At 69.5% G+C, this 16,476-nt stretch carries 20 protein-coding genes; 8 read left to right on the plus strand and 12 right to left on the minus strand.

Translation table 11 applies throughout. The annotated features are described in order from the left end of the window. Window positions 1-8 precede the first annotated feature (8 nt). The 3 genes from dmpG (at window position 9) to ON26_RS02090 (ending at window position 2,734) form a co-directional block, all read left to right on the plus strand. Window positions 9-1,025, plus strand: coding sequence for a 4-hydroxy-2-oxovalerate aldolase (dmpG, locus tag ON26_RS02080; protein WP_051026541.1), 1,017 nt, complete (start codon window positions 9-11; stop codon window positions 1,023-1,025). Window positions 1,026-1,272: 247 nt separating this feature from the next. Beyond that, on the plus strand, window positions 1,273-2,406 hold the full coding sequence (locus ON26_RS02085; RefSeq protein ID WP_040794231.1) for a DUF8017 domain-containing protein: 1,134 nt from the start codon (window positions 1,273-1,275) through the stop codon (window positions 2,404-2,406). 154 nt (window positions 2,407-2,560) lie between these two features. Next, window positions 2,561-2,734 (plus strand): PIN domain-containing protein, encoded by a 174-nt coding sequence (locus tag ON26_RS02090; protein WP_157171757.1) that lies wholly within the window; start codon window positions 2,561-2,563, stop codon window positions 2,732-2,734. 6 nt (window positions 2,735-2,740) lie between these two features. Here ON26_RS02090 and ON26_RS02095 read toward each other — a convergent pair whose 3' ends face one another. Then, window positions 2,741-3,139 carry an ArsR/SmtB family transcription factor gene (locus ON26_RS02095; RefSeq protein WP_040794232.1) on the minus strand — a complete coding sequence of 133 codons (399 nt, stop codon included), beginning with the start codon at window positions 3,137-3,139 and terminating at the stop codon, window positions 2,741-2,743. After that, a complete protein-coding gene (locus ON26_RS02100) occupies window positions 3,139-3,795 on the minus strand; it encodes an SRPBCC family protein (RefSeq protein ID WP_040794233.1) in 657 nt (218 codons plus the stop codon). Before ON26_RS02100 ends, ON26_RS02095 begins: the two co-directional genes overlap by 1 nt. Window positions 3,796-3,925: 130 nt before the next feature. Between ON26_RS02100 and ON26_RS02105 the strand changes: the two genes are divergently transcribed. Both ON26_RS02105 and ON26_RS02110 read left to right on the plus strand, forming a co-directional pair. Beyond that, window positions 3,926-4,138: a type II toxin-antitoxin system VapB family antitoxin gene (locus ON26_RS02105; RefSeq protein ID WP_040794247.1), complete on the plus strand. Its 213-nt coding sequence runs from the start codon at window positions 3,926-3,928 to the stop codon at window positions 4,136-4,138. Window positions 4,139-4,155: 17 nt separating this feature from the next. After that, entirely contained in the window at window positions 4,156-4,557 is a 402-nt protein-coding gene (locus ON26_RS02110; RefSeq protein ID WP_245545689.1) for a PIN domain nuclease, read from the plus strand. A gap of 14 nt (window positions 4,558-4,571) precedes the next feature. Here the strand turns inward: ON26_RS02110 and hsaB are convergent, their stop codons facing one another. Genes hsaB through hsaA form a run of 4 tightly spaced genes read right to left on the minus strand, consistent with a single transcriptional unit; the run spans window position 4,572 to window position 8,181 of the window. Continuing rightward, a complete protein-coding gene (gene hsaB, locus ON26_RS02115; RefSeq protein WP_051026537.1) occupies window positions 4,572-5,174 on the minus strand; it encodes a 3-hydroxy-9,10-secoandrosta-1,3,5(10)-triene-9,17-dione monooxygenase reductase subunit in 603 nt (200 codons plus the stop codon). Between the two features lie 29 nt (window positions 5,175-5,203). After that, window positions 5,204-6,109: an iron-dependent extradiol dioxygenase HsaC gene (gene hsaC, locus ON26_RS02120; RefSeq protein ID WP_040794235.1), complete on the minus strand. Its 906-nt coding sequence runs from the start codon at window positions 6,107-6,109 to the stop codon at window positions 5,204-5,206. Between the two features lie 3 nt (window positions 6,110-6,112). Beyond that, window positions 6,113-7,018 (minus strand): 4,5:9,10-diseco-3-hydroxy-5,9,17-trioxoandrosta-1(10),2-diene-4-oate hydrolase, encoded by a 906-nt coding sequence (hsaD, locus tag ON26_RS02125; RefSeq protein WP_040794236.1) that lies wholly within the window; start codon window positions 7,016-7,018, stop codon window positions 6,113-6,115. Further along, window positions 7,018-8,181, minus strand: coding sequence for a 3-hydroxy-9,10-secoandrosta-1,3,5(10)-triene-9,17-dione monooxygenase oxygenase subunit (gene hsaA / locus ON26_RS02130; RefSeq protein ID WP_040794237.1), 1,164 nt, complete (start codon window positions 8,179-8,181; stop codon window positions 7,018-7,020). The genes hsaD and hsaA overlap by 1 nt, the downstream gene beginning before the upstream one ends. A gap of 198 nt (window positions 8,182-8,379) precedes the next feature. On the opposite strand from hsaA, the gene ON26_RS02135 reads away from it, so the two are divergent. Further along, a complete protein-coding gene (locus ON26_RS02135; protein ID WP_051026539.1) occupies window positions 8,380-9,627 on the plus strand; it encodes a 3-ketosteroid-9-alpha-monooxygenase, oxygenase component in 1,248 nt (415 codons plus the stop codon). After that, the gene (locus tag ON26_RS02140; protein ID WP_040794239.1) at window positions 9,627-9,959 is read left to right on the plus strand and encodes a hypothetical protein; all 333 of its coding nucleotides are present in this window, start codon (window positions 9,627-9,629) and stop codon (window positions 9,957-9,959) included. The genes ON26_RS02135 and ON26_RS02140 overlap by 1 nt, the downstream gene beginning before the upstream one ends. A 10-nt stretch (window positions 9,960-9,969) precedes the next feature. Here ON26_RS02140 and ON26_RS02145 read toward each other — a convergent pair whose 3' ends face one another. Further along, entirely contained in the window at window positions 9,970-11,019 is a 1,050-nt protein-coding gene (locus ON26_RS02145; protein WP_040794240.1) for a saccharopine dehydrogenase NADP-binding domain-containing protein, read from the minus strand. 95 nt (window positions 11,020-11,114) lie between these two features. Here ON26_RS02145 and ON26_RS02150 point away from each other — a divergent pair, with 95 nt between their 5' ends. Next, a complete protein-coding gene (locus tag ON26_RS02150; protein ID WP_040794241.1) occupies window positions 11,115-12,029 on the plus strand; it encodes an AraC family transcriptional regulator in 915 nt (304 codons plus the stop codon). Window positions 12,030-12,090: 61 nt separating this feature from the next. Here ON26_RS02150 and ON26_RS02155 read toward each other — a convergent pair whose 3' ends face one another. From ON26_RS02155 to ON26_RS33085, 5 genes are all read right to left on the minus strand, one after another. Beyond that, on the minus strand, window positions 12,091-12,501 hold the full coding sequence (locus ON26_RS02155; protein WP_040794242.1) for a cupin domain-containing protein: 411 nt from the start codon (window positions 12,499-12,501) through the stop codon (window positions 12,091-12,093). A 105-nt stretch (window positions 12,502-12,606) separates the two neighbouring features. Continuing rightward, on the minus strand, window positions 12,607-13,848 hold the full coding sequence (locus ON26_RS02160) for an MFS transporter (protein WP_040794243.1): 1,242 nt from the start codon (window positions 13,846-13,848) through the stop codon (window positions 12,607-12,609). Window positions 13,849-14,306: 458 nt separating this feature from the next. Then, window positions 14,307-15,362, minus strand: coding sequence for an acyl-CoA dehydrogenase family protein (locus ON26_RS02165; RefSeq protein WP_040794244.1), 1,056 nt, complete (start codon window positions 15,360-15,362; stop codon window positions 14,307-14,309). Then, entirely contained in the window at window positions 15,359-16,369 is a 1,011-nt protein-coding gene (locus ON26_RS02170; protein WP_040794245.1) for an acyl-CoA dehydrogenase family protein, read from the minus strand. The genes ON26_RS02165 and ON26_RS02170 overlap by 4 nt, the downstream gene beginning before the upstream one ends. Continuing rightward, window positions 16,366-16,476, minus strand: a 111-nt coding sequence (locus ON26_RS33085) for an acyl-CoA dehydrogenase family protein (RefSeq protein WP_157171758.1), incomplete at its 5' end; no start/stop codon positions are given. The genes ON26_RS02170 and ON26_RS33085, both read right to left, overlap by 4 nt.

Genomic DNA, 16,476 nt, shown 5'->3' on the forward strand with positions numbered 1-16,476 from the left:
ATCTCGACATCCGCGTCACCGACACCTCGCTGCGCGACGGCTCGCACCACAAGCGCCACCAGTTCACCGCCACCGAGGTGCGCGATATCGTCGCCGCGCTCGACGGCGCCGGCGTGCCGGTCATCGAGGTCACCCACGGTGACGGACTCGGCGGTTCCTCGTTCAACTACGGGTTCTCCAAGACCCCGGAGCAGGAACTGGTGAAGATCGCCGCCGAGACGGCCCGGCGGGCGAAGATCGCGGTGCTCATGCTGCCCGGCGTCGGCGTCAAGGAGGACATCAAGATCTCCCAGGACAACGGCGCCTCGATCTGCCGCATCGCCACCCACTGCACCGAAGCGGATGTGTCGATCCAGCACTTCGGCCTGGCCCGCGAACTGGGCCTGGAGACCGTCGGCTTCCTGATGATGTCGCACACCCAGCCGCCGGAGGTGCTCGCGAAGCAGGCGCGCATCATGGCCGACGCCGGGTGCCAGTGCGTCTACATCGTCGACTCGGCGGGCGCGCTGGTGCTCGAGCAGGTCTCCGACCGCGTGGCCGCCCTGGTCGCCGAACTCGGCGAGGACGCGCAGGTCGGTTTCCACGGTCACGAGAACCTCGATCTGGCCGTGGCCAACTCGATCTACGCGATCCGGGCGGGCGCGAAGCAGATCGACGGCAGCGCACGGCGTTTCGGCGCGGGCGCGGGCAACACCCCCGTCGAGGCGCTGGTAGGGGTGTGCGACAAGCTCGGCATCAGGACCGGCATCGACTTCTTCGCCATCGCCGACGCCGCCGAGGACGTGGTGCGCCCGGCCATGCCGCAGGAATGCCTGCTCGACCGGCAGGCGCTGATGATGGGCTACGCCGGGGTGTACTCCAGCTTCCTCAAGCACGCGGAGCGCCAAGCCGAGCGCTACGGGGTCTCGGCCGCGGAGATGCTGGTCCGGGCCGGGCAGCGCAAGCTGGTCGGCGGGCAGGAGGATCAGCTCATCGACATCGCGCTGGAACTGCAGCGGGAGCAGCAGACCACGGGCGTGTCCTAGCCTGCTTTCGTACGCGACCCGGGTCGTCTTCTCCGGACGGCTCGGGTCGCGTGCTGTCCGGCCGAAGGACGCCGTGCCACACGGCATGCCGTTCACCCACCGGCCGGACGACCGCGATGGCCGGATCCCGCCGGGCGCGCCCGATCGGCGATACTCGGGGTGACGAAGACGGCGGTTCGCCATCGGCCGGCACCGTCTCGTCCGGTCGCCGGAGAGGCGAGCGATGGCACGGGGGAGCGGGGGAATCATGGCGCATGAGCACAACGGCGGGGAGCAGCCGTACGAATCCGGCGGCGGGGCCTACGAATTCCCGCCGCTCGAGCACGTCGGCCGGGACGGTGTCGACGAGGCGCCTGTGTCCGGCCATCGGCCGCTGGGCGCGGAGCCCGGCGCCGGTGCCGGACCCGCCGATACGGTGCGGTGGGGGCCGGTGCCGCCCGGTGACGGCCAGGTCGGTCCGGGGCCGGCGAACTCCGGTCCGGTCGGCCCAGCAGTGTCGGGCTACGGTCAGGCAGGTCCGGGTGCCTCCGGCTTCGGGGCGGCCGGGCAGCGACAGCACGAATTCGCACGGCCCGGAAAAGTGAGTCCTCTGGGCTACACGAGCCCCAGCGCGGAGTACCTGGTGCGAGCACTGATCTTCGTCGCGATGCTGATCCTGGTCGCGGTCTTCGTCTTCGGCGACACCTTGGGAAGTGTCTTCGGCAGACTCACCGCCGCCGACAGAGCCACCGCCGCCGACCAGGATCCGCTGCCGACCGTGTCCGCGAGCGCCACGACGACGGCGCCGCCGGGGACGATTTCGATAGACAGCGGCTCGGCCCCCACGCGCTCCGCGGCCGCCACCGCCGCGGTCCTGCCCGGGTTCCAGGGCGTGGCGGTCGAGTCGCGCGGCATCGCCTACGACGTGCCCGCGGACTGGGAGATCGACGCCCCCAGCGTCATTCGCGGTTTCGAGGGTGACGGCGGCCGGATCTCCGGCACCGGGACGGCGACCGCCGGCAAGGACTATTGCGGTGCGAATACCCGTGCGCTCACCTATGTCAGCCGCTCGCAGGAAGCCGATCAGGCCGCCGCCGCGACCGAATACGGCACGAGCGCAGCCGAACTCGGTTACGACAGCTCCGGCTGGGATCGCCGCGCGACGGCGCCCGCCCCCCTGACCACCAGCAGCGGCCTGCCCGGCCGGATGGTCGAGATCTCGGGCAACCAGATCCCCGACCCGGCCGGCTGCGCGACGGAGTTCTCCGTGTACACCTTCGCCTTCGCCGGTGCCGACAACCCCACCCTGGTCCTGACCATCGCCACCGACCGCGGCGTTCCCGGCGAGGTGACCCCGGACCAGGCCCGCGAGATCTTCTCCACCATCCGCTTCCTCGGCTGAGGTAGGACCCGGGGCTCAGAGTCCGGTCGCGGGCACGCCGAATCGCTTCGGCGCGGTCGCCGCAATCTCGACCGTCGCGGGAGGGCCGGGCGAGCTCTTCGGCTGGGTGAGCGCGCCGGACAATGCGTGGACCAGGGCACATCAGGTGCAGCAGATGCTCACCGAAAAGGGGAAGCATCGCAGTGCGGGAGTATCGGACCTGTTGATCGCTGCGACCGCGGAGGCGCACGGCCTCACCGTTCTGCACTACGACCGCGACTTCGAGACCGTCCGGGAAGTGACCGGGCAGCCGACGCAGTGGATCGCTCCGCCGGGGTCCACCGCCTGACCGGTCTCAGGCTCCGCGGGCCTCGCGCGGCGACTCGCCGACGGATTCCGGCCGGGTGCGGCGGGCACGTTTGCCTCGGGCGACCTCGGTGGCGAGGGCGTCGAGCGGCTGGCCGAAGCCGTGCAGCGGGTCGAGCAGGGCGGTGAGCCAGGTGCGGGCCGTCTCGAGGCCGGTGGCGTCGAGGGCGTAGAGGCGGCGGGTGCCCTCGGCGCGCACGGTGACCAACCCGGCGTCGCGCAGCACTTTGAGGTGCTGGGAGACGCCGGGCTGGGAAATCGAGGCCAGTTCCTGGACCGCCGCCACCAACTCGCCCGCGGGGCGTTCGCCGCTCGCGAGCAGGGTGAGGATGTGGCGGCGCAGGGGGTCGCCGAGCGCCTCGAAGATCTTCGCCGGTGCAACCGCCATCAGGACTCGGCGCCCGCCTCGGGCTCGGTGGTGTAGAAGACGATGGTCTGTTCGGCGGCGGTGTGCGCGGTCGTGGGATCGTCGCCGTCGGCGATCGCCGCATCGGCCCAGGCCTCGGCGGCGGTGCGGATGAAGGTCAGGCCCTCGGGGGTGGTGTGCAGGCTCATGGCCACCTCCGGGTCGACGGGCTCGCCGGTCTCGATGTGCATGCCCAGCCCCAGTAGCGCCAGATCCCAGCCGACACCGACCGCGCCCGGTCCGAACTGATCCCACATCTGCGGGTCGACCGGCGCCTCGTGCACCAGCTCGAGCCGTGTCCCCGCGCCCTCCGGCGTGAGCGTCACCGTCAGCCAGGACACGTTCCCGCCGAACTCCCAGGTGACCGCGAACCGCTGCGGCTTCTCGCACTCCTCGACCGTGCCACCCGCATTGCCCTCGAGCTGGTATTGCCCGCCTACCTGCAGATCACCGCTGATCGGCAGGAACCAGCGCGGCAGACGCTGCGCGTCGGTCAGCGCCTCCCACAGATCCTCCTGCCCGGTGGGATAGGTCCTGCGGGCCACCGCGATACGGGTGGAGTCCCCATCGCGCGTGCCGGTCCGGATCTCCCTGGTGACGAGTCCGGCCGCGGCGGTCGGATCTGTCAGCAAAGCCATGTCGACCTCCTTGAATAAGTTTGTACTTATAGACTACACACCTTCCGCCGATGTGCGGTAGGCATGCTTGATATCAAGATCTGGATCTTTTGATATCGCGGTCCTATGCTTGGGCGAGGAGGTGGTCGCGATGGCGCGAACCGTTATCGATGTGGACGATGCGATGCTTGCCGAGGCGGCCGAGATCTTCGGTACGACAACGAAGGTCGCGACTGTCAACGCCGCGCTCGAAGACGCGATCAAACGCCGTAAGAGGCAATCGTTCCTGGATTGGATCGCCGCGGGCGGGTTGCCCGACCTCACCGGTGAAGTCGAGTCCTCGGCCGATCAGGGTGCGGCCTGAACGTGTCGATCAGATACTTGATCGACACGTCCGCATTGGCCCGCTATCCGAAATCCGGCGTTCGGGCTGTGATCGGACCGCTGCAAACTGCTGGGCTCCTCGCAGTCTGTGGGGCGGTGGAGTTGGAAGTCCTTCGGGCGGCGCGCTCGAAATCGGATGCGTTGCGGATTCGCGATGAGCTGCGCGGTTTCGACTGGCTACCCACTCCCGACGAGGCATGGGATCGTGCCGCCGAGGTTCAAGGGCTGTTGATCGGACGTGGCAACTGGCGGGCCGTCTCCACGTCGGATCTCCTCATCGCCGCCGTCGCAGAGCGCCACCGCGCGACCGTGCTGCACTACGACGGTGACTACGACATGATCGCTGCCATCACCGGCCAAGCCGTGCGGTGGGTCGTCCCGCCCGGGACGGCGGACTGAGTCTCGAGCCGGGCTTACAACCAGGTGTCCAGCGTGGTGGTGGTGAGGAAGTGCTCGAGATCCGCGCGCCAGGGGGCGGGCGTGGTCTTCTCGGGCTCGATCGCGGTGTACTGGCCGCGGTAGAACAGCAGCGGGCGGCCGGAGTCGGTGGTTTCCGACAGCGACAGCACGCGGCCGATGACGATGTAGTGGTCGCCGCCGTCGACGACGCTGTCCACCCGGCATTCGATGGTGGCCAGCGCGTCGTCGAGGGCGGGCAGGCCCAGTTCGGTGGTGCGCCAGGGCACGCCGGCGAACTTGTCCTCTTCCCGGGAGCCGAAGCGCGCGCAGACCGGCTGCTGCGCCTCGGCCAGGATATTGACGCAGAAGCGTCCGGACTTCTCGATCGCCGCCCAGGAGCGCGAGCCTTTGGTGGGGCAGAACAGCACCAGCGGCGGGTCGAGGGACAGGGCGGCGAACGACTGGCAGGCGAAGCCGATCGGGGTTGCGCTCGCTCCGTCGGGGCCGTCACCGAAGGTGGTGATGACGGTGATGCCGGTGCAGAACTGCCCGAGCACGGTACGGAACTGTTTGGGATCGATCACCGGATGCCCGTCGGTGGTCACTGTCGTCTCCATCGTGATTCGCCGTCCTGTCCGAAGCGGTATTACTCCGGGCGCATGCCCACCGAGAAGTCGTGGCCCCACAGGCTGACCGCGGTGGACTCCCGCGCGATCCAGTCGTCGTCCTCGACTTCCAAGCCCTCGCAACCGAATTCGACGTCGAAACCACCCGGCGTCTTCATGTAGAACGAGAGCATCTTGTCGTTGACGTGCCTGCCCAGGGTGGCCGACATCTTGACCTTCTTGCGCAGCGCGCGGTCCAGCGCCAGACCGACGTCGTCGGCGTTCTCCACCTCGATCATCAGGTGGACAATGCCGCTGGGGGTGGGCATCGGCAGGAACGCCAGCGAATGATGGCGCGGGTTGCAGCCGAAGAAGCGCAGCCAGGCCGGTTCGCCGTCGGCGGGGCGGCCCATCATCTGCGGTGGCAGCCGCATGGAGTCGCGCAGGCGGAAGCCGAGCACGTCGCGGTAGAACTCGAGGGCGGCCTGGTCGTCGGAGGTGCTGAGCACCACGTGGCCCAAGCCCTGTTCCTCGGTGACGAACCGGTGCCCGTAGGGGCTCACCACGCGGCGGTGTTCCAGCGCCACGCCGTGGAACGCCTCGAGCGTGTTGCCGGACGGGTCCTCGAAGCGGATCAGCTCATAGACGCGGCGATCGGCCTTCTCCGCGTCGGTGCCCTCCTTGTAGGCCACGCCCGCGCGATCGAGACGATCGCGGATGTCCTGCAGCTCTGCCGCATTCGCCGTCTCCCAGCCGGAGACGAGCAGCCGGTCGGACTCGCCGGGCACGATCACCAGGCGGGCGGGGAACTCGTCCATCCGCAGGTAGAGGGATTCGGGATCGCTGCCCTTGCCCTCCACCATGCCGAGCACCTTCAGGCCGTAATCACGCCAGGCCGCCATGTCGGTGGCCTGGATGCGCAGGTAGCCGAGGGAACGGATACCCATGACTCATCCCTCCTTGCCCACACCGGACAGGAAATCCGTGGTGAGCCGGTTGAATTCGTGGAACTTCTCCAGTTGCGCCCAGTGTCCGCAGCCGCCGAAGACGTGCAGCTGCACGCGCGGGATCATCTTGGTGGCCACGATGGCGCCGTCGAGCGGGTTGACCCGGTCCTCGCGGCCCCAGATCAACAGCACCGGCTGGCGCAGCTTGTAGGCGTCGCGCCAGAGCATGCCGAGTTCGAAATCCGGCCCGGCGAAGGACTTGCCCATCGCGCGGGTCGCGGCCAGCGCCTCGGGGGTCTGCGCCGAAGCGAAGCGCTCGTCGATCAGCTCGTCGGTGATCAGCTTCTGGTCGAAGACCATGATGCGCAGGAACGCCTCGAGGTTCTCCCGGGTCGGCTGGAAGTTGAAGCGCGAGAGCAGCTTCACGCCCTCGGTCGGGTCCGGCGCGTAGGCGTTCATGCTCAGGCCGCCGGGGCCCATCAGCACCAGCTTGCCCGCGCGGTCGGGGTAGTCCAGCGCGAAGCGGGTCGCCGCGCCGCCGCCGAGCGAATTGCCCAGCAGGTGCACGCGTTCGGTGACGCCCAGGGTGTCGAGCAGATCCTTCAGCGCCGAGGCCGAGTGCGCGAAGTACTGCGGATGGTCGACGGGCTTGTCGGACTGCCCGAAGCCGGGCTGGTCCACCGCGAGCACGTGGAAGTTCTGCGCCAGCACCGGGATGTTGCGGGCGAAGTTCGACCAGGACGAGGCGCCCGGGCCGCCGCCGTGCAGCAGCACGATCGTGGGGCCGTTGCCCACGCCCGCCTCGTGGTAGTGCAGTTTCAGGTCGGGACGGACCTGGGCGAACCGGGAGGTCGATTCGAAGGTGATCGCTCCGGTGTCGGTCGAGGTCGCGGTGTCGGTCGAGGTCATCACACCATCCCGTCGGTGATCGGCAGGCCGAATTCGTGGGTGCCGTACATGACATAGGCGCGCTCGGGATCGTTGGCGGCGTGCACCCGCCCCGCGTGCGCGTCGCGCCAGAAGCGCTGCAGCGGAGTGCCGTTGGTGAGCGCGGTCGCGCCGGAGGCCTCGAACAGCTTGTCGATGGAGGAGATGGCCCGCCCGGTCGCGCGGACCTGGTCGCGCCGGGCCCGCACCCGCAGGTCCAGCGGCACCTCCTCGCCCGCCACGAGCAGGGCGTATTCGTCGGCGACATTGCCCGACAGCTGGCGCCAGGCGGCGTCGATATCGCTGGAGGCCTCCGCGACGCGAACCTTGGTGAACGGGTCGTCCTTGGCCTTCTCGCCGGCGAACGCGGCGCGCACGCGCTTGCCCTGGTGCTCGACGTGCGCGGCGTAGGCGCCGTAGGCCATGCCGACGATCGGGGCGGAGATGGTGGTGGGATGAATGGTGCCCCACGGCATCTTGTACACCGGATCGGTGTTGCGCTCCAGGCCGGGCGAGGCCAGCTCGTTCATGGTGCGGAAGCTCAGGAAGCGGTGCCTGGGCACGAAGACCTCGTCGACGACGACGGTGTTGGAGCCGGTGCCGCGCAGGCCCACCACGTTCCAGACGTCGTCGATGCGGTAGTCGGTGCGCGGGATCAGGAAGCTGCCGAAGTCGACCGGCTTGCCGTCCTTGATGACCGGGCCGCCCACGACCACCCAGGTCGCGTGATCCGAACCCGAGGACCAGGCCCACGAGCCCTTGACGAGGTAGCCGCCCTCGACCGCGGTGCCGATGCCCATCGGGGCGTAGGAGGAGGAGATGCGGACCTCGGTGTCCTCGCCCCACACCTCTTCCTGGGCCTGCTGGTCGAACAGCGCCAGGTGCCAGTTGTGCACGCCGATGATGCCGGCCACCCAGCCGGTGGAGCCGCAGGCCGAGGCGAGCTTGCGGACGGTGTCGTAGAAGACGACGGGGTCGGCGGCGTAACCGCCCCACTGCTTGGGCTGCAGCAGGCGGAAGAAGCCGGTCTCCTGTAGTGACTTGATGCTCTCGTCGGGGATGCGCCGCAGGTCCTCTGCCTCCTGCGCGCGCTCGCGCAGTGTCGGCAACAGCGCTTCGACCCGTTCGGTCACTTCTTGCGTCATCTCGGACCTGCTCCTGCCTGGTCGGATTGGTAACCGGTACTCATTTGTCTCTGAGACTAGAACAGGTTCTTATTTATGTCGAGAAGTGTGACTCTTTGCAGGTACACCAATGACCTTCGGTACCAACTACCGCCGATCACTGGCGTGGAAGACGACATTTTTGTAACGTGTTCTAGTACCGAAGGAGGAGGAATCGCGATGGGAGTTACCCCGAGCAACGGGCCGGGTGGCGCCGGTGCGCGCGGTGGAGCCAAGGTCAGAGAGCTCGATGTGGGGACCGTGCCCACCCGGTACGCGCGTGGTTGGCACTGCCTCGGGCTGGCCAAGGACTTCCGCGACGGCAAGCCGCACTCGGTGAAGGCCTTCGGCACCAAGCTCGTGGTCTGGGCCGACAGTGCCGGTGAGCTGCGTGTGCTCGACGCCTACTGCAGGCACATGGGCGGCGATCTGAGCATGGGTGAGGTCAAGGGCGACGAGATCGCCTGCCCGTTCCACGACTGGCGCTGGTCGGGGGAGAGCGGCAAGTGCACCTCGATTCCCTACGCGCGCCGTGTGCCGCCGCTGGCCCGCACCCGCAAGTGGACCACCCTCGAGCGCAACGGTCAGCTGTTCGTCTGGCACGACCACGAGGGCAACCCGCCGCCGGAGGAGGTGACCATCCCCTTCATCGAGGGGCCGTACGCGAGCGCCGACGGCACGCCCACCGACGGCCTGGACGGCAACTGGACCGAGTGGACCTGGAACCGGATCGAGATCGAGGGCGCCAACTGCCGCGAGATCATCGACAATGTGGTCGACATGGCCCATTTCTTCTACATCCACTTCGCCTACCCGACGTATTTCAAGAACGTCTTCGAAGGGCATGTGGCCACCCAATTCCTGGAGACCAAGGGTCGCCCGGATGTGGGGGTGGCGGCCAAATACGGCGGCGAGACGCTGCTGAAATCCGAGGCATCGTATTTCGGCCCGTCCTACATGATCAATCCGCTGACCAATATCTACGGCGGTTACGAGATCAAGGTCGTGCTCATCAACTGCCACTATCCGGTCACCCAGGACTCCTTCGTCCTGCAGTACGGCCTGTCGGTGGAGAAGCCCAAGGGCCTGGACGAGGAGACCGCGACCAGGCTCGCCCAGACGATGACCGAGTTCTTCGGCACCGGCTTCCTGCAGGACGTCGAGATCTGGAAGCACAAGTCCAAGGTCGAGAATCCGCTGCTGTGCGAGGAGGACGGCCCGGTCTACCAGCTGCGCCGGTGGTACGAGCAGTTCTACGTGGACGCCGCCGAGGTGACCGAGAAGATGACCCAGCGTTTCGAGTTCGAGGTGGACACCACCAAGGCGAACGAGGCGTGGGAGGCCGAGGTGGCCGAGAACCTGCGCCGCAAGCGCGAGGCCGAAGCGGCCGCCGAGGCGCAGAAGTCCGAAGCCGAGGCCGGCGTCTGATGACCGCGAGCTGGGCCAAGGCGCCGGACTTCGCCGATCAGCCCGCGCGGCGGGCGGCGGTGCAGGCCCAGACCGCGCTGGACAAGCAGCGCTATCTCGACGACGGGATGACACCCCTGCGGTGCCAGGGGTGTGGTTCCCGGGTGCTGGTGCGCAAATACAGCGCGCACCAGACCTCGGTCCAGTGGACCGAGCCGCCGCAGACCCACTGCCCGGTCTTCGCCCGCCTGGCCGAATCCGGGGCCCGCCCCGGCCGCCCCGACGGCTGCGCCCAGCTGGAGAAGACCATCAGATGGGCGGTCGAGGAGGGCGTGATCGAGGTTCCGGAGTAGGCGCTGCGGGTCAGGATTGCTCGATGCGCCAGGTGATGCCGAAGCGTGCGATCGAATCCAGGAACTCGGTGGGCTCGAAGGCCTCGGCCGGCGCGAGCGCACCGGGTTTCGTCGTGCCCGCGGCGAGCCTGGTGGCGACCTCGACCGCGAGCAGGGCCGAATCGCGGTAGGAATCGACGCCTTCGGCGATGCCGCGCGCCACCCGCCCGTCGGCGCTGTGCGCGTCCACGACGACCGCGTAGCGCAGATCCGTGCTCGGCTGATCCGGGAGCTGTTCGACGAGCTCAGGGGTGAACGAGCCGAGCGCGTCGAGGATGTCGGCGGCCAGCACCCCTTCGACCGAGGCGACTTCGGTGTGCCGGGGGACGGTGAGCACCGGCGGCTGGGGGAATTTCGCGACGGCGGTGGGCGCGGTGTCGCCGGGGAAAGTGATCTCCGGATGCCGCGCGGTGGGGCCGGTCCGCAGTTCCCCGTCGGCGAAATGCCAACCGCCGCTGCGGAACCAGTCGAGCCCGGCGAGAACGGTTCGCGCGCTGCCCTTCGAGCCGTTGCCGCGGCTCCTGCTCAGGTGGCTGATGACGATCTCGGCGGGGCCGCTCACCCGGCGCGCGGCCAGATGGGCGAGCAGGTCGCCGGCGACGTTGTTGTCGGTGACGCCCGAGATCACCGTCACCCCTGCCGTTTCCGCCGCCGCGGCGTAGTCGTCGAAGACCTTCTTCACGAACAACTGCTCGCCGGACAGATCGGTGTAATGCGCGCCCACCTCGATGGCGGCCGCCAGCACCGGTTCGCCGTTGCGAACGTAGGCGGACAAGCTGCTGATCACCGCGTCCACGCCGGAGAACGCGGCCACCAGCGCGGTGTGATCGGTGAGTTCGGCGACGCGGATCTCGGCATCCGGCAGTTCGGCGGCGGCCGCGGCGGCGCGCAGTCGTTGGGCATCGCGGCCCACCAGGACCGGGGTGAGCCCGCGGCGGCGGAGTTCGGCGAGTTGGTAGCCGCCGGTGTGGCCGGTGGCGCCGTAGACGGCGATGACGGGGGAACTGGTCTGCGTGGTCATGAACAGAAATCTATGGCGATCGGTCGAGCGTATGAATGGCTCAAAAGCTCTCCTTCATGTCTCAGACGCTCATCCGGCGCGCGTATCGTCTATGTGTGGACCTCCTGAGCGAAACCGTCGCCGCCATCCGCAGCGGTACTCCGGCCTCCGGTCTTTTCGTCCGGCACGCGCCGTGGGGCCGCCACTACCCGATCGTGCCCGGTGCGGCGTTCCACGTCGTGTTGCGCGGATCCTGCCGGCTCGTGCCGCCCGGAGGTGAGCCGTTGGCGCTCGGTGCCGGTGACGTGGTGTTCATGCCGCGCGGGGCCGATCACGATCTGGTCGACAGTCCCGGCACGCCGATCACCGAAATCGCGCGCCCCGGCGAGCCACGCGAACTCCCCGGTCCCGGCGAGCGCACCGAAATACTCTGCGGCGCATACGAACTCGGTAGGCAGCGCTCGCATCCGCTGCTCGACGAACTACCCGAGTTCATCCACCTGACCGCGCGCCCCTGCTATCACCCGGCCCTGCGCGGCGTGGTCGACCTGCTCGCGGCCGAGCTCGCCGAACCCCGCCAGGGCGGCGACGCCGCGATACCCAACCTGCTCGAGATCATGCTGCTGTTCCTCCTGCGTGCGTGGTTCGACGAACAGGCGGGAGCCCGTCCCACCGGTTGGGCGGCCGCCTTCGCCGATCCCGCCGTCGCCGCGGCCCTGCGTGCCGTGCACGAGGACCCGGCCCGCCCATGGACCGTGGCCGACCTCGCCGACATCGCGGGCGTCTCCCGAGCCACTCTGGCCCGCCGCTTCACCGCCACCATCGCTGAACCCCCGCTCGCCTACGTCACCCGCTGGCGCCTGCTCACCGCCGCCCGGCTGCTCCGTGAGACCGACGCACCCCTGCAGTCCATCGCCCGAAAGGTCGGCTACACCTCCGAATTCGCCTTCGCCAAAGCCTTCAAGCGCGCGTACGGTCTGGCTCCCGGTCACTACCGCCACCAACCGAACCCGGCCTCGATCGCGGTGTGACTACGTCGCAGCGGTAGTGAGTGGCTGACGGTGGAATTCACGCCGTGAAGCAGGGGTGCGCTCAGTCGAGCCGGAAGTCGGCGAAGTCGAATCCAGGTGAGACGACGCAACTGACCAGGACGTGCTGGTCGGCCAGGGGCTGGGCCGCCTGGCTGACGCCGCCGGGCACGACCGCCTGGAGCTGTTGTCCGACGGCGATGTCGGGGCCGAGCACCACCTGTTCGTCGCCGATCGCGAGCAGCAGCGGGCCGCCCTCGTGCCAGAACCACAGCTCGTCCGACCGGACGGTGTGTGGGGCGGAGCGTTCCCCGGGCATGAGCAGAAACAGGATCGCGGTGGCGGCGGCGCGGGCGCCGGGGTAGCCGGGCGGGGTGAATTCCACCGGGCTGCGCCAGGTCTCGCGATACCAGCCGCCCTCGGGGTGCGGGCGCAAATCGAGAGCGGCGGCCGGGGCCGGGCGGTGATCGGTCATCGTCCGACTCTAGGCCGCGGCGGGAGCTGAGGGGGACCGGCCGCCGCGGGGTGGCTGGGGATCAGCCGTCCGGAGAAGACGATCAGTCCTCGCCGGGACGGGGAATCAGTTGTCGCCCAGGGAGATCGCCGCGGCCTCGGTCACCGAGTGTGGTGCGGGCCGGTGGTCGTCGATGTGGGCCAGGGCGCCGCGGCCGAGCAGCAGGACGAGAACGCCCGCGACGGTGCAGGCCGCCCCGACCCAGAACGGCAGCGACACCATGTGCTCGCCGAGCTTGCCCGCCAGCCAGGGCGCGACGGCGCCGCCGGCGAAGCGGACGAAGCTGTAGGCGGCCGACGCGGTGGAGCGCTCCACGGGAGCCGACATCATGACGGCCTCGGTGATGAGGGTGTTGTTCACGCCGAGGAAGGCGCCCGCCAGCACCACGCCGATGATCAGCACGGTCTTGTTCTCGGCGAAGACCGCCATCATCGCCAGGTCGAGGGCGAACAGGGTGAGCGCGGCGGCCATCATCGGCAGGGTGCCGAACCGGCGCTGCAGGCGCGGGGCGACGAACACCGAGGCGAGCGCCAGCAGCACGCCCCAGCCGAAGAAGATGAATCCGATCGCGTAGCTGCCCATGTCCAGCGGGAACGGGGTGTAGGCGAGCAGGGTGAAGAAGCCGAAGTTGTAGAGCAACGCGGTGATGCTGACGATCAGCAGGCCGCGATAGCGCAGTGCTCGGAAGGGTGCCGCCAGCGAGCTGGGGTGTGCGGGCTTGGGCACCTCGGGCAGCAGGACGACCAGGGCGATGAACGAGATCGCCATCAGCGCGGCGACGCCGAAGAACGGTCCGCGCCAGCTGATGTCGCCGAGCACGCCGCCGAGCAGCGGGCCCGCCGCGATGCCGATGCCGAGCGCGGCCTCGTAGAGGATGATCGCCTTGGCGACGCCGCCGCTGGCCGCGCCGACGATGGTGGCCAGCGCGGTGGCGATGAACAGCGCGTTGCCCAGGCCCCAGCCGGCGCGGAAGCCGACGATCTGCGCGATCGAGTTCGACGTGCCCGCGAGCGCGGCGAACGCCACGATGATGGCCAGACCGCTCAGCAGGGTCTTCTTGGCGCCGAAGCGGCTGGATACCGCGCCGGTGACGAGCATCGCGACGCCGGTGACCGCCATGTAGCTGGTGAACAGCAGCGACACCTGTGAGGGTGTGGCATCCAGCTGCTCGCCGATCGGCTTGAGGATGGGATCGACCAGGCCGATGCCCATGAAGGCGATGACGCTGGCGAAGGCCACCGCCCAGACCGCTTTGGGTTGCTTGGTCGATTCCGGCGCCGCGGTCGGCGTCTGCGCTGTGATGCTCATCGGTGTCGGTTCCTCGACGATCGGGCCGGTGCGGGAGTTCGATAGGGCGCCGCCGGCAGCTCGGTCAGGATGTCTCGGGCGAGCTGAGTCGTCCGTGGAGAAGCGGGGGCGGCCGTCACCGCATCGCGGGCCCGGGGAGCGAGAGAGCCGTTTCGCGTCGGACCTGGACGAGTCGGCGACGACCGCCGCAGTCGGCGGGAACAGAAGTCTCGATGGCGATGACGTCGAGGAACGAGCTCGCCGGGTGGCGCCGTTGCCGTGCCGGTTCGGCTCGTGATCGTGGGCGAAATCGCTGACACGCACCTCGTCGTACGAGTCCGGGACGGTCGGGGTCGTGCCCGCCGGACCACAATCTTATTACCTTTGCTAACGAGTTTCAAGTGTGTGTGGCCGCCTCCGAACGCGCGAAACCCCGGCGATCCGCGAGTTCGTGGCGCGCCGGGGTGGATCTACGCAGGTCAGGCCGGTATGGGCCGCCGTGCCGTGCCGAAGAGCTGGGCGTCGCCGTGCGCGCGCTTGAAGAACAGGTGCGCGTCGTGTTCCCAGGTGATGGCGATGCCGCCGTGCAGCTGGACGGTCTCGGCGACCACCTCGGTGAAGGCCTGCGAGCAGTGGGTGCGCGCCACCCAGACGTCCTCGGCGGCCGAGGCGGCGCCGGTCGCCACCGATTCGGTCGCCAGCCGCGAGACCGACTCCGCCGACTCCACCAGCACGTACATATCGGCCATGCGGTGCTTGAGCGCCTGGAAACTGCCGATCACCCGGCCGAACTGCACGCGCGACTTGGTGTATTCGACGGTGGTCTCCAGGCAGCGCCGGGCCGCGCCCACCTGCTCGGCGGCAATTGCGGCCCAGGCGATCTCGCGCAGCCTACCGGCGAGTTCCGCGGGATCTCCGGAGCCGAGGCGGCGGCCCGCCACCGAGGCGAAGCCGACCTCGGAGAGCTTGCGGGTCGGATCGAGGGTGGGGACCGCGCGCCGGGCGACGCCCTCGGCATCGGCGTCGACTTCGAACCAGCCGGTCGCGGTGATCACCACGAGGGTGTTCGCGCCGGTCGCGTCGAGCACGTAATGGGCGGTGCCGTCGAGGGTGTCGCCGTCGGCGCGCACGCCCGGCTCGTCCCAGCCACGGGGCCCGGCCCAGCACACCGCCAGAGTGCGCGATCCCTCGGCGACCTCGGGCAGCAGCCGTTCGCAGGCCTCGGCGTCGCCGGAGAGCAGCAGGGCCTGCACGCCGAGCACGGCCGAACCGAGCATCGGGACCCCGGCCAGGGTGCGGCCGAGTTCGCCCAGCACGAGCGAGGATTCGACCAGGCTCGCGCCGACGCCGCCGTACTCTTCCGGGATCGCCAGCGCCGCCACGCCGATCTGCTCGCACAGCAGCCGCCACAGGGCCGGGTCGTAGCCGAGAGCGGTGTCCATGGCCGCGCGCACCGATTCGGGTTTGGCGTGCTTGGCCAGCAGCGCGCGCACCGAGTCGGCGAACTCCTTGCGTTCGGTCTCGTCGAGGCTCATGCGATGCCCCGTTCCCGGCGCAGCGCTTCGGCGATGCGGGCGCGGTGCGCGGCGGCGGTGCCCCAGGCCGAGCGCAGCGCCGTGACCCTGGTGAGCCACAGCGACAGGTCGTATTCGGCGGTGTACCCGATCGCGCCGTGCACCTGCAGGGCCGCGCGGGCTGCGGCATGGGCGGCCTCGTCGCAGGCCACGGCCGCGGCGGAGACGTCGCGGGAACGCGTCGGCTCGTCGAAGGTCAGGGCGGCGCGGTGCAGCAGTGGTTCGGCCAGGTCGAGGCCGATGAGGACGTCGGCCAGCTTCTGTTTGACCGCCTGGAACTCGCCGATCGGCTTGCCGAACTGCTTGCGCTGCTTGGCGTATTCGGTGGCCGCGTGCAGCAGCGCCCGGCCCGCGCCCAACTGCTGTGCCGAGGAGGCGAGGACACCGGCGTCGAACGCGCGCGCTCCCGCCGCGCGCACCTGTTCGCCCGCTGCCACGACCTCGCCCGCCTCGACGGTGAACAGCCTGCGGGCCGGGTCGATCGAGCGGATCTGTGTGCCCGGCGTTGCCACCGAGAGCGTGTCGCCGGAGACGAGCAGGACCACATCGGCCTCGTCGGCGTCCACCGCGACGGCCCGGCCGCCGGGCTCGGCGAACGCGACGGTCGCCAGCGTCGACCCCGCGGCGATGCCGGGCAGCCACCGCCGCGCGGGCTCGTCGTCCGGAAGTGCCTGTAGCAGGGCGGGAACGGCGGCGGCGCTCTCGGTGAGCGGGCCTGCGGCGGCGGCGCGGCCGAGTTCGACGAAGGCGACGACCAGGTCGATCGGCTCAGCGCCCGCCCCGTCGTTGTCCTCGCCGATAGCCAGACCGAGCACGCCCTGTTCGGCGAGCTGACCGATCAGCGCGCGGCCGGGCGCGCGGTCGCCGGCCGACCACGCGCGCACCGCAGCGGCAGCTCGGCCGCTGTCGAGCAGCTTGCGCACGCTGCCTGCGAAGTCGAGCTGTTCGGGGCTGAGCGCGAACCTCATCGGCTGCTCCCTCTCGGTAGACCGAGCAGCCGCTCGGCGATGATATTGCGCTGGATCTCGTTGGTGCCCGCGTAGATCGGGCCCGACAGCGAGAAGAGGTACCCGTC

Origin of the sequence: Nocardia higoensis NBRC 100133 (assembly GCF_000308595.1) — a bacterium.
Taxonomy (GTDB): Bacteria; Actinomycetota; Actinomycetes; order Mycobacteriales; family Mycobacteriaceae; genus Nocardia; species Nocardia higoensis.

Bases quoted from the DNA above. Each gene is read 5' to 3' on its own strand.
- ON26_RS02170 (WP_040794245.1), bottom strand. From the start codon at position 16,369: ATGAGGTTCGCGCTCAGCCCCGAACAGCTCGACTTCGCAGGCAGCGTG.
- ON26_RS02145 (WP_040794240.1), bottom strand. From the start codon at position 11,019: ATGACCACGCAGACCAGTTCCCCCGTCATCGCCGTCTACGGCGCCACC.
- ON26_RS02105 (WP_040794247.1), top strand. From the start codon at position 3,926: ATGGCGCGAACCGTTATCGATGTGGACGATGCGATGCTTGCCGAGGCG.
- ON26_RS02090 (WP_157171757.1), top strand. From the start codon at position 2,561: ATGCTCACCGAAAAGGGGAAGCATCGCAGTGCGGGAGTATCGGACCTG.
- ON26_RS02160 (WP_040794243.1), bottom strand. From the start codon at position 13,848: ATGAGCATCACAGCGCAGACGCCGACCGCGGCGCCGGAATCGACCAAG.
- ON26_RS02165 (WP_040794244.1), bottom strand. From the start codon at position 15,362: ATGAGCCTCGACGAGACCGAACGCAAGGAGTTCGCCGACTCGGTGCGC.
- ON26_RS02085 (WP_040794231.1), top strand. From the start codon at position 1,273: ATGGCGCATGAGCACAACGGCGGGGAGCAGCCGTACGAATCCGGCGGC.
- ON26_RS02140 (WP_040794239.1), top strand. From the start codon at position 9,627: ATGACCGCGAGCTGGGCCAAGGCGCCGGACTTCGCCGATCAGCCCGCG.
- ON26_RS02135 (WP_051026539.1), top strand. From the start codon at position 8,380: ATGGGAGTTACCCCGAGCAACGGGCCGGGTGGCGCCGGTGCGCGCGGT.
- hsaD (WP_040794236.1), bottom strand. From the start codon at position 7,018: ATGACCTCGACCGACACCGCGACCTCGACCGACACCGGAGCGATCACC.
- ON26_RS02095 (WP_040794232.1), bottom strand. From the start codon at position 3,139: ATGGCGGTTGCACCGGCGAAGATCTTCGAGGCGCTCGGCGACCCCCTG.
- hsaC (WP_040794235.1), bottom strand. From the start codon at position 6,109: ATGGGTATCCGTTCCCTCGGCTACCTGCGCATCCAGGCCACCGACATG.
- hsaB (WP_051026537.1), bottom strand. From the start codon at position 5,174: ATGGAGACGACAGTGACCACCGACGGGCATCCGGTGATCGATCCCAAA.
- ON26_RS02100 (WP_040794233.1), bottom strand. From the start codon at position 3,795: ATGGCTTTGCTGACAGATCCGACCGCCGCGGCCGGACTCGTCACCAGG.
- ON26_RS02155 (WP_040794242.1), bottom strand. From the start codon at position 12,501: ATGACCGATCACCGCCCGGCCCCGGCCGCCGCTCTCGATTTGCGCCCG.
- hsaA (WP_040794237.1), bottom strand. From the start codon at position 8,181: ATGACGCAAGAAGTGACCGAACGGGTCGAAGCGCTGTTGCCGACACTG.